This window comes from Peribacillus faecalis (assembly GCF_014712675.1).
Taxonomy (GTDB): domain Bacteria; phylum Bacillota; class Bacilli; order Bacillales; family DSM-1321; genus Bacillus_AD; species Bacillus_AD faecalis.
Map to the genome: position 1 here is coordinate 1 of NZ_JACXSI010000051.1, position 16,920 is coordinate 16,920.

Here is a 16,920-nt window from a genome sequence, read left to right on the forward strand (position 1 = left end):
TTTAGAGTAGGGTTTTGTATCAGCTCCTAAATATTAACAGATATCTGCTTTAAATCGAAGCAAACTCTTCCAGCAGTTCACCGAAATAAGTGAGCGCACTTTCAATTGGTTCTGAAGAATTCAAATCAACACCTGTTTTCTTCAGCAGCTCAAGCGGGTAGTCGGAGCTTCCGCTTTTCAAGAAATCCAAGTAAGCTTGCTGATCTTCTTTGTTCCCTTTCAGCAGTTTCTTGGCAATCGCAATAGCTGAAGCGAAGCCGGTTGCGTATTTGTATACATAAAAAGGACGATAGAAGTGTGGGATACGGGCCCAATTGTATTTTACTTCTTCATCAAGTACAACTACATCGCCGTAATATTCTTTATATAAATCTTCATAAATTCCATTGAAAACATCAGCATTCAGCGCTTCTTCTTTTTCCGCTTTTTCATGTGTCAATTTTTCGAACTCGGCAAACATCACTTGTGTAAAGAATGTGCCTCGGAATTGGTCGATGAAGTGATTCAATAAATATTTACGTTCTTCTTTGCTGTCTGCTTGCTTTAATAAATGGTTAATTAGCAACACTTCATTGACAGTTGAAGCGACCTCAGCAACAAAAATTGTATATCTTGCTGTAATATACGGTTGTGTTTTGCTCGAATAGTAGCTGTGCATTGCATGGCCCATTTCATGTGCCAATGTGAATAAGCTATCAAGATTGTCCTGATGGTTCAATAACACATATGGGTGAACGCCGTAGACACCAAAATTGTAGGCGCCGGACATTTTACCAGGCGTTTCACGGACATCGATGTAATTGGCATCTTTAAAGCTTGCCAGCGTTTCGATATATTCATCTCCAAGCGGCTTTAAAGCTGTTAGCATCGTTTCATAAGCTTCCTCGTATGGAATTTCCTTTTTAAATTGTTTCACTAGGTCAATGCTCATATCATATTGATGCAGCTCATCTAAACCGAGTATTTCTTTGCGCAATGCAGAATAGGCATGCAAGTGATGCAAGTGCTTTTTCGTAGTCGCAATTAAGTTTTCGTATACTTCTAGAGGCACTTCGTCCGGCATTAAAGCTTTTTCTAGCGCTGACGGATAATGGCGCAGCTTCGACATTGTGACATTGTTTTTAATATTTGATGAAAGGGTGGAAGCGAATGTGTTTTTCAATTGTACATATGGCTTAGAGAAAGCCTTGTATGCTTCTTTACGTTTCTCTCTGTCATCGCTTTCCATAATCTTTGTGTACATGCCACGTGTCAGTTCAACTTGCTCACCATCATCATTCGTTACATCGCCAAACTTAATATCAGCATTGTTTAGCATCGTAAAAGTATTGGATGAAGAAGACAAGGCTTCACCCATAGCAGATATGACTTCTTCTTGTTCTTTGCTTAAAACATGCTTTTTATAACGGAAGCTTTCCCACAAATCATCCTCGAAATATTTCAATCCTGCGTTTTCTTCTATGTATGTTTTTAAAACGGATTCATCCAAACTTAATAAAAAAGGAGTGAAGAAGGATGTTGCTTTGCTGATTTGGTAGCTTAAAGTTTGTGAACGGCTCAGCAAGACTTGTGTAGCTGAATCACGAGTGTCCAAATCATTGCTCAGACGCGCATACGCGAATACTTTTGTGAACGTCTTGGACAGCTCTTCTTGCAGTTGCAAAAATTGCAGCAATTGTTGGCCGCTATCGATGTTGCCGTCAAATTGCTTCAGTTCTTTTCCGAGTTTTTCGGCTTTTTTGAAGTCATCTTCCCAATCCTGAACAGAAGCGTATATGTGTGTTAAGTCCCACTTTTCATGCTGCGGGACGTCGGTTCTTTGTTTATAAACTTGCATCAAATCATCCTTTCGTATTTAGTTCAGCTGTCAAAAACGGCTGTGTTGTCATTATAGCATATCATTTAGAGTCAGCCGATAAGCGGCGGATGATTATTAAACTATCGGGATTGTCTAAAGAAGATAAATCGCCTTCAGGTTTGTTCAAATAGGCGGCTTTAATGACCCGGCGTATAATTTTTCCGTTCCGTGTTTTAGGAAGGGCAGGGACGAAATAAATATTCTCGGGAGTTAATGTTTTACTTAAAGACGCCGCTGTTAGTTGCTTCAGTTCGTTCTCGAGTTCAATTGATGGTTTTACTTTTTCCTTTAAAACTGCAAAGCAGACGGAGCATTCCCCTTTAATAGGGTGAGGCGCACTTATACAGGCGCTTTCGATGACAAGCGGGTGTTTAATGATAGATGATTCAATTTCAGCAGGGCCGATACGCTTGCCGGCGATATTTAAAATATCATCTGATCTTCCAGTAATTGTCCAAAATCCGTTTTCATCGCGTGAAATCCAATCGCCATGCACCCAAACATTCTCATAGACTTTCCAATAAGCTTGCTCATAGCGTTCCGAATCGTTCCAAAAACCTTTCGTCATGCCAACCCAAGGCTTAGTAATAACAAGTTCTCCCACTTCATTGATAATGGAACGACCATTTTCGTCATAAACATCAGCGCTCATCCCCGGCATGGGGGAATTGAACGTGATTGGAGAAATTGGCTTGAGCAATATATTGCTGAAGATGCCGCCTGAAATTTCGGTGCCACCGGAATAATTAATGATTGGCACGTGTTCTTTACCGATTGTTTTAAACAGCCAGATCCAAGGCTCTGGGTTCCAGGCTTCGCCGGTTGAACAAATGGCTTTAAGGCTAGATAAATCATGTGGTTGATCGTCGAAGCGGGGTTTTGCCATCATGGAACGTACAAGAGTCGGAGAGAGGCCGAGGTGAGTGATAGCATGTTTGCTGCATAATTCCAATAGGCGAGTACTAGTCGGGTAATCAGGCGCTCCATCATACAGAACAACATTGGCACCGTTCATAAGTCCGCCAAAAACGAGGAATGGTCCCATCATCCATCCCATATCGCTATACCAGAAGAAAGTATCATTGTTGGTCACATCCATGCAGATACCGGCATCGAAAGCGGCTTTAATCGGAAATCCGCCATGAGTATGAACGGCTCCTTTTGGTTTGCCGGTCGTGCCTGATGTATAAATGAGCATGAAAACATCGTCGCTGTATGTTTGAAGTGTTTCGGAGAGTGGGGGAGACTGTTTTAAGGAGTCCCAAGCAACATCAATGTTATTATAAGGAAGAGAGTTTTCGTTTCGGTTTATAATTATTGCGTGTTTAATAGAAGGGTATAAAGCAATCGCTTTATCGGCTTCTTCTTTCATATTTATATATTTACCTCTTCTTTTAAATCCATCAGCTGTAATGATGTATTTAGAACCGGAAGCATTCAGGCGAGCAGCAATAGCATCTGAACGATATCCTGAAAAAACAGGAGAAAAGATACAGCCGATTTTAGCGAGCGCTAACATACTAATTACGGTTTCAGGAATCATTGGCAAAAATAAGGTGACTACATCTCCTTTTTGCATTCCAAGGTGAAGAAACCCGGATGCAATCGTATTGACTTCACCTTGTAATTGCTCATATGTATATGTTTCGGTAAGTCCGGTTTCATTTTCCCAAGTCAATGCGGTATTATTTTTCGTCTTTCCAGTTCGGGCCCATTTTTCTAAAGCATTTTCGGCTACATTAATTTTCCCGTTAACAAACCAGCGGGCATATTTCCAATTTTCTTCAGTCTGTATTGTTTCTTCATAAGGTTTATACCAATTTAAATGCAGTTCTTTTACCGCTTCATCCCAAAACCAGGCGATATCATCAATGGATTTTTTATAAAAACTATCATAATCTTGAAACCCTAATTTCTTGATCCACTTATATAGACGGTAACTTTTTAATTGCTCATCAGAAGGAGACCAAATAGCTCGATTGTCCATATTTCACCTCTAACTGTTTATTTTAGTTAGTATATTAATATTAAAATTTTTTACTATAATTACTGTTTTTTTAAAAAATAACGTATGAGGAAAAGAAGAGCGGTTTAAGTAAAAAAGCGGGTCTTTAAATAATCTAATGATTATTCGAAGACCCGCTTTCTGTGGTATTGAAATTTTGGGATATTAACTCACCTTTAGGTGTTCTTGCAACTCTTTTTGAACTCTTGAAATCTCTTCTTCGTCAATAATACCGTAATAGATATCATTGATCATAGTTCCGTTGCTTTCGACAGTTAATTGTTCAATAGAATTTAAGGCATCACGATAGTTTTCCTGAATGGACATTATTTCAGCTAATGTCATATTTGTTTCAATATTCTTTCCGAGTGCATCAAAAATTTTTTGATAGTTTTTGATAGAATTAACACTCATGCCTTCTCTGACAATCCCTTCAATTACTTGTCGTTGTCTTTGTTGTCTGCCGAAGTCGCCATTCGGGTCTTCGTATCGCATACGTGTATAACTTAATGCTTCATTACCGGAAAGTTCGATTTGACCTAGAGGGAAATCAAAGCCTTCATAAGAGAAAGCGAATGTATTGTTTACTTTTATGCCTCCGACAGCATCCACTAAATCAGAAAAACCTTCCATGTTTACCTTTACATAATAATCAATGGGTATATTTAATAAGTTTTCAACAGTGTCCATTGACATTTTGGGGCCACCATATGCATAAGCATGATTAATTTTATCTTCTTTATCGCGACCGATAATTTCAGTTCGTGTGTCCCTAGGAATGCTCAACATTTTAACACTATTAGTTTGAGGATTAACAGTAATGGCAATCATTGTATCAGAACGTCCGCGATCGTTCTCTCGCTCATCAACACCTAGTAATAGAACCGAAAAGGGATCTTGTTTTTCTAATGTAATAGCCTCTTCCCGTTTGTCAGTTTCACGTTCTATCGGTTTATGGATGTTTTCGGCAGTATTAGCAATTGTATTCCATACAGAGTAGGCAGTTACTCCACCAGCTAAGATTAAAAGTCCAACTATTATGCTAGTTACTTTTAGCCATGTTTTTTTCTTCTTTTTCTTATGTTCTCTTTTTTTCACTTTTCATTTCCTTCCATTCTCTAAAATGTTCTTAGTCTATTATACATATTATTGAAAAAATTTAATACAAATAGGTTTAAAGAACTAAAGAAATGTGTATAGAATAATTAATTCTCTATAAGAATGAAGTATGTTTGAATGTTCCTGTATAAAGGAAGTGGTTTGTAAAGTGAATATAACAATAGCAGGTATAGGCTATATCGGTCTGGTTCATGCTGTTTGCTTTGCGGAAGGCGGCCATGATGTAACTTGTATAGATAAGAAGGAAAAAGTAGAGTTGCTTAAAAACGGCAATATTCCTTTTTATGAACCGGAAGTACGGGATTTGCTGAGACAAAATAGAGATATGCTTCACTTTACAAATAATAAGGAAGAGGCATACAGATATGCAGATTTCATTATTATTGCTATACCCCCTCTTATAAATGAAGAGGGAATCTTGGATATGGAAAATATTCGAAACTGTGTGGCGGATGCTGCAAAATATGCCGAAAAGAATTGCGTTATAACAATTAAATCTCCAGTGCCTGTCGGAACGCATGAAGAAATGGAACAAATGATAAATGAGGAGCTTGCGAATAACGTCAGGATAGAATTTGTCGTAAATCCGGATAGTCTACAATTGGGAAGCGCTGTACGTGACTTCTTTCATGCCTCTCATATTGTAATAGGCGTTGAGTCTGAGTACGGAGAAGCTGTGATGAGGGAAGCATACAAGCATGTACAGAGCCCGTTTGTCATTATTAATAGAAGAAGCGCTGAATTGCTCAAATACGCAGCAAATGGACTAAAGGCGGTACATAATGGTTTCATGCTTGAATTATCATCTATTTGCGAAAAATCAGGTGCGAATATAGAGGATATTATTAGAGGATTGGAGCAAGATAGGCGAATCAGCAAACAGTTTATTCAAACAAATCTTGGATATGGAGAAGTACCATACATAAAAGAAAATCAAATGTTAAGTTATTTATCGCAACTTCACGAAATTGACCCGAGAACATTAAGGGCTGCAGCAGAAACGCATGAAATTCATAAGTGGAGATTATTAAACAAAGCAAGGAAGTATTATCACAATTTTGCTGGTCTTTCGATTGCAATATTAGGTGTATCTTGTAAACCGGAAACAGATATGATTGAGCATGCTCCGGCCTTAAGCTATATAAAAGTGCTTCTGGAGGAGGGCGGCATAATTAAAGTTTGGGATTATGCTGCACTTAAATGTGTCAGAAAAATTTTCGGCGATGATATTGAATATTGTTCATCGATAGAAGAAGCGCTAAGCGGTGCGGATATTTGTTTTATCTTTACAAAGTGGCAAGACATAAAATATTTTGATGTATATGACTTTACAGAGTATATGGAACAACCGATCGTACTTGACGCTGTTAATTGCTTCAGCTTATGTGATGTCGAAGAAGCGGGTCTTGTTTATGAATCAATCGGGCGTAAGAAGATTGACGGAAGGTAAAAATATTATAATGGAGATGATTGATTATGGTATCATACAACTATTTATTAACATATGAAAAAAACGGACTGCCTCACTATAAATGGTTTACGACAGAAAAAGAGATGGATCAATTTATTGACGGCGATCCTTCAGTTTCGGTCAACGAAGGTGTACATATTAAAAATTTTGAAGTGGTGCGCGGGTTTAAAAGAAAACAAGTAACGAGTGATAAATAAAAAGAAGAAGGGGGTCTCTGAACAGTTCAGAGACCCCCTATAATTTTGAATTTTAATAGTTCATTGTTAATTGCTTATAATCCGCAACACCATTTTCAACTAAATGACAAGCAACTTTTTGGTCTTGTCCCGGAATTTGGTGAAGTGCAGGATCTTCCGTTTTACAACGCTCCATCGCATATGGGCAACGTGTGTGGAAACGGCAGCCGGATGGCGGATTAATCGGAGACGGCACATCTCCTTGCAGAATAATGCGTTCCTTCTTTTGTGTGATATCTGTACTTGGTATAGCGGATAATAATGCTCTCGTATACGGATGTTGCGGATTTTCAAACAGAGAGCGTTTATCAGCGATTTCGACAATTTTGCCAAGGTACATAACGATGATGCGATCAGAAATGTGACGCACTACACCAAGGTCATGTGAAATGAATAAGTATGTCAAATCAAATTCTTTCTGCAGCTTTTTCAGCAAGTTTAAAACTTGCGCTTGAATCGAAACGTCAAGTGCAGATACAGCTTCATCGCAGACAATCAGCTTCGGATCTACTGACAGAGCACGGGCGATGCCGACCCGTTGTCGCTGGCCTCCGCTGAATTCGTGCGGGTGTCGATCAATTTGATGAGTGCCGATTCCTACTTTTTCTAAAAGTTCGATAATTTTTTGGCGGCGTTCACTTGGCGGAACGACATTTTGAATAGAAAGTGCCTCATTTAATATTTGGCTGACTCTTTGTCTCGGATTAAGTGAAGCATACGGATCTTGGAAAATGATTTGCATTTCCATCCGTTTTTTTCGCATTTGGGATTTGCTTAATTTTAAAATGTTTTCACCTTCGAAATAAATCTCACCATCAAATGGTTCATCAAGACGAAGAATGGCTCTTCCTGTAGTTGACTTACCGCAACCGGATTCTCCGACAATACTGACCGTTTCACCTTCATTAATGACAAAACTCACATCATCGACGGCTTTTACATAGTTTACTGTTCTACCGAAAATACCTCCTTTAATAGGGAAGTATTGTTTTAGATTTTTAACTTCCAATAAAGGTTTTTTATTCATGTGCCGTCGAAACCTCCTTTTGTTTATCCCATTCATTTGTATAAATCCAGCATCGAACTTGTTCACCGTCTGTTGTCTGTTCCAAGTTTGGAAGTTTATTGTGACATATATCGCGTGCATGCGGACAGCGCGGAGCAAAAGAACAACCTGCCGGCAAATTAAATGGACTCGGTACAGAGCCTTTAATGACGGATAAATCTCCCTCATAATCTTGGTCATGTTTTGGAACAGAGTTTAATAGTCCAATTGTATAAGGATGTTTCGGATTTGTGAAAATTGTATTAACTTCAGCGTATTCGACAATTTTACCGCAATACATAACGGCTACTTTTTCACACATTTCCGCAACTACACCTAGGTCATGCGTTATAAGCATGAGAGAAGTACCGAGTTCTGCTTGTAGTTTTTTCATCAAGTCGAGAATTTGTGCTTGAATAGTTACGTCTAGCGCAGTTGTCGGTTCATCAGCAATTAGCAACTCTGGGTTACAAGATAAGGCAATCGCAATCATGACACGTTGGCGCATTCCTCCAGATAGCTCAAATGGATATTGTTTTGCACGCTTTTCCGGAGAGGGAATCCCTACTAAACGAAGCATCTCAACAGCTTTTGCCCATGCATCTTTTCGTTTCAACTTTTGGTGAATGCGGATCGATTCCGCTATTTGCTCACCGCATGTCAAAGTTGGGTTTAAGGAAGTCATCGGTTCTTGGAAAATCATCGAAATGTTATTTCCGCGAATCTGCATCATTTCCTTTTTGCTTTTATTCAGAAGGTTTTCACCCTTAAAAATAATCTCTCCGCCAACAACTTTTCCTGCAGGTTCTTGCAAGAGACGAAGGACAGAAAGGGAAGTGATGCTTTTGCCGGAACCTGATTCACCGACGATACCGATTGTTTTTCCTCTTTCAATTGAGAAATCGACACCGTTAACTGCTTTTACTTCACCTTCATCGGTAAAGAAGGAAGTTCTCAGGTTTTTTACTTCTAAGATTAATTCTTTTTTAGTAGAAGACATATGCTTCACCACCCTTAATTTAAGTCAATTCGTTTGTTTAACAAACGATACGTAATATCTACTATAAAATTGACAATAACGAACAGTACTGCGCAGACAAGGATTGTTCCTTGAACTGCCGGGAAATCGTATGCGCGAATCGAGTCTACGATGTATCGTCCGAGCCCATTAATCGCAAATACCGTTTCAGTTACGACTGCACCGCCAAGTAAAGTTCCGAATTGTAAACCAATTACAGTAACTACAGGGATTAAAGCGTTTCTCAAGGCATGTTTATATATAACAAGACGGTCGCTTACACCTTTAGCATAGGCCGTTCTAATATAATCTTGATTCAATACTTCAAGCATACTTGAGCGCGTCATCCGGGCAATAATTGCTGCACCACCAGTCGCTAGTGTAATTGTAGGTAAAATATAGTGTTTCCAAGAATCAGAACCGATTACCGGTAGCCAGCCTAATTCGACTGAGAAAATATAAATCAACACGATTCCTAAAAAGAAATTTGGCAAGGATAGACCAAATAGAGCAAATATCATTAAAGAGACGTCTGTAAAGGAATATTTTTTTGTAGCAGAAATGATTCCGATAATTAAACCAGTTATAACAGCTAATGCTGTACCAAGTATTGCGTATTGCACTGTAATCCAAAAGCGGTTATCGAATATTTCACTGGCAATATCACTTTTTGTGCGGATTGAAGTGCCTAGGTCACCTTGTACCGCTTTTTTTACATAGTTGAAATATTGAATATGCAGCGGATCATTTAGTCCAAGATTTTCACGCATTTGTTCGACTTGCTCAGGATCAGCTCTTTCTCCTGCCATAATTGAAGCAGGATCTCCGGGCAATAAATGCATCATTAAAAATACAGCTAAAGTAACACCAATCATTACAGGAATAATCTGAAGTGTTCTTCGAAGAATGAAAATGAACATACTATCACCTACTTTGTTTTGTTATTTTTTTGTTTTTGGATCTAATGCATCTCGTAAACCGTCACCGAATAGGTTAAAGCCGATTACGACTAAGAAAATAACCATACCAGGAAAAAACGTAATATGCGGAGCTTGTCTAATGTATGAACGTCCGTCGCTAAGCATGGTTCCCCATTCAGGTGTTGGAGGTTTTGTTCCCATTCCAAGGAATGATAGAGCGCTTGCGGTAATAATTGCTGAGGCAATATATAACGTTGCTTGCACAATGATAGGTGAGAGAATGTTCGGAAGTATATGCCTGAATATAATTCTGAAATCATTTGCTCCTAATGCACGAATAGCATCAATATATTCCAATTTTTTAACACTTAAAACCGAGCCTCGAACAATTCTCGCAAAAGTCGGTACGGCGAAAAAAGCGACCGCTATAATTACATTTGTTGTACTTGCTCCTAAGATCGCGACAATCGCTAAAGCTAGTAAGATGCCAGGAAAGGCCAATAAAATATCACAAATGCGCATAATGAGGGAATCGATCCATCTGCCATAATAACCGGAAACGAGACCAAGTCCTATTCCTACAGCCGCTCCTAATAATGTGGATAAAATTCCTACTGTCAGAGAGATTCTCGCACCAAACAATAAACGGCTTAATATATCTCTTCCTTTATCGTCTGTTCCGAGCCAATGCTCAGCAGAAGGTCCTTGCAGCTTATCAGCAGGACTCATTTTTGTCGGATCGTACGGCGCAATCATAGGTGCGAGTATTGCCAGTAAGATGAAGACTATAATGATGAACGCTCCTGCAAGAGCAGCTTTGTTTTTAGATAGCTTTTTATAAAATTCTAAAAAACTATTCATTTTTTTGTTTTCCTTCGCCACAGAATTAATAATCGGTGGCTGAACTGAAGTTTGACTCATATAATTCTCCTTCCTCTCTGTATATTTATAGAATAACTGTAAATTTTCGCACAGTTATTCCTTATAATATCTAGTATTTCAAAATATTTCAATAAATTTTATTTTCTGAAAAATAGTTGTTTATATATTTACTAGAATAGTAATTGAATTACTAAACAAAAAACTAGTATTAACCAATTAAACCATATAAAAGAAAATTTATTTAATATTACTAAAAAAAGAAAAATATTGAAATTATTAAATTTTTAGATTATTATAAATATCTATTGAATATTTTTATGGGAGGTTAGGCTTATGAAGAAAAAGAAAAATTGGTTTCTAATGCTAGTTATGTCTTTAGTACTTGCTTTAGCTGCGTGTAGCGGAGACAGCAAGGATACATCTTCAAAAGAAGATGACAAAGAAAAAGAAACTGCTCAATCAAGCGACAAATTAGTTTGGGCTGTTAGTTCTGATGCACCGACTCTAGACCCGCACGGTCAAAATGATTCGCAATCAAATAATGTTACTTCACAAATTTTTGACCGACTAGTAGATTATTCCGAGGACGGTACAGTTATTCCGATGCTCGCGGAATCTTTCGAAGCAATTGAAGATACTGTTTGGGAATTCAAATTAAAACAAGGTGTTAAATTCCATGACGGCACTGATTTTAATGCAGAGGCAGTCAAAGCGAATATCGATCGTATTTTATCTGAAGAACTGGCTTCTCCGAAAGCATTCATCTTGAATATGATCACAGAAGTAGTTATCGTTGATGATTACACAGTTCAATTGAAAACAGAATTCCCGTTCGGAGCGCTTCCGGCACACCTTGCTCATAATGCGGGATCAATTATCGCTCCTTCAGCAATTGAAGAAGAAAAATCCGGCGGTAAAAAAGTAGATGAAAATCCAATTGGTACTGGTCCGTTCAAACTTGAAAAGTGGGAACGAGGCGCACAAATCGATCTAGTTAAAAATGATGATTATTGGGGAGAAGCTTCTGAACTGCAAGCTATCAGTGCTGTAGTTGTTCCTGAGCAATCTACTCGTAATGCCATGATCGAGACTGGTGAAGCTCATGTAATCCAAGTTGGATCACAAGATGTTAAAACAATTGAAGGCTTTGATTTTATCGATTTAATTAAAGTAAATGGAACACGTATGGACTATGTTGGTTTTAACGTAGAAAAAGAGCCTTTTGGTGATGTGAAAGTACGTCAGGCAATCTCAATGGCTATTGACAAAGAAAGTATCGTAAGTGGCGTACTTGATGAGCAAGGTTTAGCGGCTGTTGGTCCTCTTGCACCTACAGTTGTAGGAAACTCACAAGAATTGAAACCATTAGAATTCGATGCTGAAAAAGCGAAAGCATTATTAGCTGAAGCTGGTTACCCGGATGGATTCACAACAACATTATGGGTAAACGAAGCCAGTAAAGAACGTGCGGATATCGCAGAATATGTACAAGCTAATTTACAAGAAATCGGTGTCACTGTAAATATTGAAGTAGTTGAATGGGGCGCGTTCCTAGAGAAGACAGCTGCCGGTGAGCATGATATGTTCATTCTTGGTTGGACTACTGTTACTGCTGACGCGGATTATGGATTATATGCATTATTCCACTCTTCACAATTCGGTGACCCTGGTAATCGATCATTCTACAAAAATGAAAAAGTAGATGAATTGCTAGATAAAGGTCGTCAAAGTGTAGACCAAGAGGAAAGAAATGCTGCATACAAAGAAGTTTCTGAGATTTTAGTGCAAGAAGTACCAGTTGTATACTTGCAACATCCGGATTTCGTATTCGGACAAAATGGTGTTGAAGGATTATTCGTTAACTTCAGCGGCACGCCATTCTTCAAAGACGTTACATTTAAATAATCCATTTTGTTAAGAGAAATGTCGGAATGTTAAAATTCCGGCATTTTTCTTTTTTGAAATGTAAGATAATCTAGAAAGTTTTGGTGGTAAATAGTATAATTTTCTATAATGTTATAAAGTGTAAATTAATAGTATTAAGGTGGGGAAGTACATGGGGGAATTTATTGGCTTAGTCGCTGTCGTCATGATTTTTTCTATTCCATTATCAGCAATTATAACAAATCATTTTCGTAAACAGACTAAGTTAAAAGCGGCTATCATGAAAGATCAAATTAAATTAGAGCAATTAAAACATGAAAACTATTTACTTGAAACAGAAAAATTAAAATTAGAGTTAAATAAATTAGAAACAGAATTAACTAAAGACGTTCCAGAGATTAAATTAAAATAAAATGCCTTCACTATTTTTTCTGACTTTTCAATCAAATAAAAAGCGTGTATCATAGAGAAAGAGACAGAATGGGAGTGGATGACTTGATTAAAGCTGTTTTTTTTGATTTAGATGATACTTTACTATGGGATCATAAAAGTATTAGTGAAGCATTTAAAGCTACTTGCCGTTATGCGGGCGAAAAATATAATATCAATCCTGAGAAACTTGAAGAGGCCGTGCGTGCTTCGGCTCAGGAACTGTATGCATCATATGAAACATATGATTTCACTAAAATGATCGGCATCAATCCTTTTGAAGGACTGTGGGGCAATTTCTCAGATGAAGGGCCTGAATTTGCCAAAATGAAAGAAATTGTGCCGGGATATCGCAAAGAAGCGTGGACGAAAGGGTTATTGAAGTTAGGTGTAGACGATCCGGTTTTCGGTGGGGAATTAGGAGAGAGATTTCCTTTAGAAAGAAAAAATTCACCATTTCTATATGAAGAGACGTTTCAAGTTTTGGAAGAGCTTAAAGGAGAATATCGCCTGTTGCTATTAACAAACGGTTCCCCCAATCTGCAAAATACGAAATTGGCAATTACACCGGAATTAGTGCCGTATTTTGAGCAAATCGTAATCTCCGGTGCATTCGGGCGAGGGAAACCGGATGCTTCGATATTTGAACATGCTTTATCACTAATGGGATTGAATAGCGACGAAGCAATTATGGTTGGAGATAATTTAATGACAGATATACTTGGTGCATCCCGAGTCGGAATGAAATCTGTCTGGATTAATCGGCACGATAAAGAAAGAAATGAAGTAGTACCGACATATGAGATTTCACATCTTGAACAATTGTTTCCTATATTAAATGATTTAAAATAGCATAATTTGAAAAGAACCTATTTCCGCATGGAGTAGGTTCTTTTAGTGTACAAAGGCTTACGCTGCGTCAGCTCGATCAATTTTCCGGGAGCCGGGTAAATTCCAGGAATATTTAATGGCGAGCATCCGGCTGATGACAAGGATGAAAATCAATGCGGTTGTAGCCAATGTGTAGTCGTTAATACCAAAATATACAGCTACACCGGCAATGAAAGCAAATGTTCCATATAGACCAGAATATAAAAATACCGGTTTCCGTTTAGCAAGCAAATCTCGTAATATACCGCCGCCCATTGCGGTAATCATTGCTGATAAAATAATTGCTCCAAAAGTTGGTTGATATTGCTGTGCCAAAGCAGCCGCTTGAATCGCAAAACAAGCGAGTCCGATTGAATCAGATAAATCAATCCAAAACTTTAAATAGTCTGTGAATATGTAAGGGAAGATACATAATATGATAATGACAACAAGCACAAGAATAAATAAATCAGATTGTTCCCATAAAATGGACGTAGGTGCGCCGATCAATAAGTTTCGCATTGCCCCTCCGCCAAAGGCAGTTACATAGGACAAAATAAATATGCCAATCAAATCAAAATCTTCGTCGATCGCAACCAGGGCACCGCTGATTGAGAAACCGATTATGCCTAAAATGTTAAGAAGCGAAAATAAATCCATACGATCCCTCATTTAAATATAGTAATAGAAAAACGAACTCAAATATTCTCCGGATATTTGAGTTCGTTATTAGTCTATTTAGTTGTTAATGATAAGTCAACACCTATTACGCCGAATATTTCATTTTGGTACGAAATCGGACATGAAATGGTCAGGCATTTCTTTTTTGTCAGTGCGGAAGTATAAAACTTCCGATACATATATTTCACCTTCGATCCATGTTTTATCCTTCTGTCTTTATATGTTGTTTATATAGTTTGCAAATTTTTTCTTTTATCGTGAATGAAATAATAAATCAAGATCGTACCAATCATAATCATCCCTGAGAGGAAGAACATAAATTGAAAACTTGTCTTTGCTTGAATAATTCCATTAACAAAGGCGCCTATACCAAATCCGGTATCAAAAAAGAAGAAGTAGGTCGCCGTTGCAGCTCCACGTCGATGATCGGGTGCATATTGCACAGAGATCGTTTGAAAACTTGGTATGGCAGCTCCATATCCTAATCCGATAATCACGGCGGACACAACATATAAAGCGGCATTATCAGTAAAGCTTAACAAAATCATACCAATCATAAAGATAATTAATGCAGGATATATGACTTTATTTTCTCCGTATAAATCAAACCATTTGCCGGTGAATGGTCTGGAAATGATGACGGCCAGTCCGATAATGATAAAGAAAAATCCGGCGATCGATTGCAGGCCCAGTTCTTCAGCGTATAGAGAAACGTATGAAGAAATACTGCTGTAGGATAACGCGAAAATCCCTGCAGTAATCGAAATCGGAATAGCGCTCGACTCAAAAAGTTCACGGAAAGAGAGCTTTGCTGAACTTCGGTTGAAATCCAGCTGTTCGTTTTGTACCGGAAGTTTCGTAAAAAGGGCAAGCACAAATGAAAGGAGCGCGAAAATAGTGCAAAAAATAAATAAAAGAGTAAAGCTATATTGTTGGATAAGCAGCAGTCCCAAATATGGACCGATTACCATCGCAATGCTCATGAACATGCCATAATAGCCAATGCCTTCACCTTTCTTGCTTTTAGGCACTAAATCGGCTGCGATTGCTCCGGTTGCTGTTGTCGCAAGTCCAAAACCGATTCCTTGGAAAAAGCGGAGAATGAGCAGCACAATGTATGAATGAGCAATAAAATATAAACCGGTTGAAAGCAAGAACGTAATGAGTGCAAGCAATAAAATTTTCCTTCTGCCGATTGTATCAAGCCAGTTGCCGGCAAATGGTCGTATTATTACGGATGCCAGCAAAAAGATCGACGTCACTAAGCCGACCGACTCTTCCGGTTGGTGCAATTCATCCAATACGAAGAAGGGCAGTACGGTCATTAATGAATAAAAAATTAAAAAGACAAAGAAGCTGTTAATAGATATAAACAGAAAATCCTTAGTCCATATCGTTTCTTTCTTCATGTTTTACACCTCCGGTGTGATCTTGTTGTTTTAAATTGAGAATAAGTGTTTGCAGCACTTTTTCGGCCGTTTCCACTTCAGAAACTGTCAGTGGTCCGAATAGCGGATTTTCGAATTGGCTTATTTCTCGATCCCAATCAGGAATTTTACTGATTGTCAGGTTTGTTAAAGTTATAATTTTTTCGCGCCGGTCTTTGCCTTCAATTCTTTTAATAAATCCCGCATTCTCCATTCTTGAGAGCGTCCTTGTCATCGTTGGCGCTTCAACCCCTAAATATTGGCTCATGGCAACTTGTGAAGAAGGGCCATTTTTCGCTAAATAGCGAATGATTGTCCATTGAGCAGCGTATAAACCGGCGGGCGCAAAGTGATCATTGAAGGATTTGGAGAACTGTCTTGAAGCTAAATGAAGCAAATGAATAAATTGTTTCGTATCTTTCAAATATGTCCACCTACTGACTATGTAAAATAGTTACCTAGCTAAGTATATGCTCGTTACAAGCAACAGTCAAATGCGATTTTGACTGATGGAATAAAAAATTTTCGCTGTATTTCATGTTTTTATACTATTGTATTTCTCTTTTCTTGAGATGAATGGTAGAATGAATATGATTTAAGCGAAAGAAAGGATGTTACTTAACATGTCTAAAACTTTAGGAACAATTGAAATGGAAAATGGTGGATTAATTCATATTGAATTTTTCCCTGAAGAAGCGCCAATTACTGTTGAAAACTTTAAAAAATTAGCTAACGAAGGTTTCTATAACGGATTAACTTTCCACCGTGTAATTCCGGGATTTGTTGCACAAGGAGGATGTCCAATCGGTAACGGTACTGGCGGAAGCGGCAAAAATATTCCTTGTGAAACTGCTAATAATCCTCATAAACATGTTCCAGGAGCATTGTCAATGGCTCACGCTGGACGTAATACAGGTTCATCACAATTCTTTATTGTTCATGAATCACAACCGCATCTTGATGGAGTACATACAGTATTCGGTCAAGTTAATGCAGAAGATATGGACACAGTTCTTTATATCCGCCAAGGCGACGTAATGAAAGAAGTTAAAGTTTGGGAAGAATAATGGATGTT

At 38.1% G+C, this 16,920-nt stretch carries 17 protein-coding genes; 6 read left to right on the top strand and 11 right to left on the bottom strand.

The features are described 5' to 3' along the window. Positions 1 to 49 precede the first annotated feature (49 nt). The 3 genes from pepF to IEO70_RS16735 form a co-directional block, all read right to left on the bottom strand. The gene (gene pepF, locus IEO70_RS16725; protein WP_190999523.1) at positions 50 to 1,837 is read right to left on the bottom strand and encodes an oligoendopeptidase F; all 1,788 of its coding nucleotides are present in this window, start codon (positions 1,835 to 1,837) and stop codon (positions 50 to 52) included. A gap of 61 nt (positions 1,838 to 1,898) precedes the next feature. Continuing rightward, positions 1,899 to 3,845, bottom strand: coding sequence for an AMP-binding protein (locus tag IEO70_RS16730; protein WP_190999524.1), 1,947 nt, complete (start codon positions 3,843 to 3,845; stop codon positions 1,899 to 1,901). A gap of 183 nt (positions 3,846 to 4,028) precedes the next feature. Then, the gene (locus tag IEO70_RS16735; RefSeq protein WP_190999525.1) at positions 4,029 to 4,961 is read right to left on the bottom strand and encodes an LCP family glycopolymer transferase; all 933 of its coding nucleotides are present in this window, start codon (positions 4,959 to 4,961) and stop codon (positions 4,029 to 4,031) included. Positions 4,962 to 5,130: 169 nt separating this feature from the next. Here IEO70_RS16735 and IEO70_RS16740 point away from each other — a divergent pair, with 169 nt between their 5' ends. Together IEO70_RS16740 and IEO70_RS16745 are read left to right on the top strand one after the other, a co-directional pair. After that, the gene (locus tag IEO70_RS16740; protein WP_190999526.1) at positions 5,131 to 6,432 is read left to right on the top strand and encodes a UDP-glucose dehydrogenase family protein; all 1,302 of its coding nucleotides are present in this window, start codon (positions 5,131 to 5,133) and stop codon (positions 6,430 to 6,432) included. A 26-nt stretch (positions 6,433 to 6,458) separates the two neighbouring features. After that, positions 6,459 to 6,650 (top strand): hypothetical protein, encoded by a 192-nt coding sequence (locus IEO70_RS16745; RefSeq protein ID WP_190999527.1) that lies wholly within the window; start codon positions 6,459 to 6,461, stop codon positions 6,648 to 6,650. 52 nt (positions 6,651 to 6,702) lie between these two features. Here the strand turns inward: IEO70_RS16745 and IEO70_RS16750 are convergent, their stop codons facing one another. Genes IEO70_RS16750 through nikC form a run of 4 tightly spaced genes read right to left on the bottom strand, consistent with a single transcriptional unit; the run spans position 6,703 to position 10,593 of the window. Continuing rightward, the gene (locus IEO70_RS16750) at positions 6,703 to 7,716 is read right to left on the bottom strand and encodes an ABC transporter ATP-binding protein (protein ID WP_190999528.1); all 1,014 of its coding nucleotides are present in this window, start codon (positions 7,714 to 7,716) and stop codon (positions 6,703 to 6,705) included. Next, entirely contained in the window at positions 7,709 to 8,734 is a 1,026-nt protein-coding gene (locus tag IEO70_RS16755) for an ABC transporter ATP-binding protein (RefSeq protein ID WP_190999529.1), read from the bottom strand. Before IEO70_RS16755 ends, IEO70_RS16750 begins: the two co-directional genes overlap by 8 nt. A gap of 14 nt (positions 8,735 to 8,748) precedes the next feature. Further along, on the bottom strand, positions 8,749 to 9,672 hold the full coding sequence (locus IEO70_RS16760; RefSeq protein WP_190999530.1) for an ABC transporter permease: 924 nt from the start codon (positions 9,670 to 9,672) through the stop codon (positions 8,749 to 8,751). A gap of 21 nt (positions 9,673 to 9,693) precedes the next feature. Then, a complete protein-coding gene (gene nikC, locus IEO70_RS16765; RefSeq protein ID WP_190999531.1) occupies positions 9,694 to 10,593 on the bottom strand; it encodes a nickel transporter permease in 900 nt (299 codons plus the stop codon). 294 nt (positions 10,594 to 10,887) lie between these two features. Between nikC and IEO70_RS16770 the strand changes: the two genes are divergently transcribed. The 3 genes from IEO70_RS16770 (at position 10,888) to IEO70_RS16780 (ending at position 13,719) form a co-directional block, all read left to right on the top strand. Continuing rightward, positions 10,888 to 12,459: a glutathione ABC transporter substrate-binding protein gene (locus IEO70_RS16770; protein ID WP_190999532.1), complete on the top strand. Its 1,572-nt coding sequence runs from the start codon at positions 10,888 to 10,890 to the stop codon at positions 12,457 to 12,459. 151 nt (positions 12,460 to 12,610) lie between these two features. Continuing rightward, the gene (locus tag IEO70_RS16775; RefSeq protein WP_190999533.1) at positions 12,611 to 12,850 is read left to right on the top strand and encodes a hypothetical protein; all 240 of its coding nucleotides are present in this window, start codon (positions 12,611 to 12,613) and stop codon (positions 12,848 to 12,850) included. A gap of 83 nt (positions 12,851 to 12,933) precedes the next feature. Further along, entirely contained in the window at positions 12,934 to 13,719 is a 786-nt protein-coding gene (locus IEO70_RS16780; protein ID WP_190999534.1) for an HAD family hydrolase, read from the top strand. 57 nt (positions 13,720 to 13,776) lie between these two features. Here the strand turns inward: IEO70_RS16780 and IEO70_RS16785 are convergent, their stop codons facing one another. The 4 genes from IEO70_RS16785 to IEO70_RS16795 form a co-directional block, all read right to left on the bottom strand. Beyond that, entirely contained in the window at positions 13,777 to 14,397 is a 621-nt protein-coding gene (locus IEO70_RS16785) for a trimeric intracellular cation channel family protein (protein ID WP_190999535.1), read from the bottom strand. 74 nt (positions 14,398 to 14,471) lie between these two features. Then, positions 14,472 to 14,597, bottom strand: coding sequence for a PDC sensor domain-containing protein (locus IEO70_RS20465; RefSeq protein WP_407949586.1), 126 nt, complete (start codon positions 14,595 to 14,597; stop codon positions 14,472 to 14,474). A 48-nt stretch (positions 14,598 to 14,645) separates the two neighbouring features. Next, positions 14,646 to 15,827 carry an MFS transporter gene (locus tag IEO70_RS16790; RefSeq protein ID WP_190999536.1) on the bottom strand — a complete coding sequence of 394 codons (1,182 nt, stop codon included), beginning with the start codon at positions 15,825 to 15,827 and terminating at the stop codon, positions 14,646 to 14,648. Further along, on the bottom strand, positions 15,802 to 16,269 hold the full coding sequence (locus tag IEO70_RS16795) for a MarR family winged helix-turn-helix transcriptional regulator (RefSeq protein WP_190999537.1): 468 nt from the start codon (positions 16,267 to 16,269) through the stop codon (positions 15,802 to 15,804). The genes IEO70_RS16790 and IEO70_RS16795 overlap by 26 nt, the downstream gene beginning before the upstream one ends. Before the next feature lie 199 nt (positions 16,270 to 16,468). On the opposite strand from IEO70_RS16795, the gene IEO70_RS16800 reads away from it, so the two are divergent. Continuing rightward, positions 16,469 to 16,912 (top strand): peptidylprolyl isomerase, encoded by a 444-nt coding sequence (locus IEO70_RS16800; RefSeq protein WP_190999538.1) that lies wholly within the window; start codon positions 16,469 to 16,471, stop codon positions 16,910 to 16,912. Positions 16,913 to 16,920: the final 8 nt, after the last annotated feature.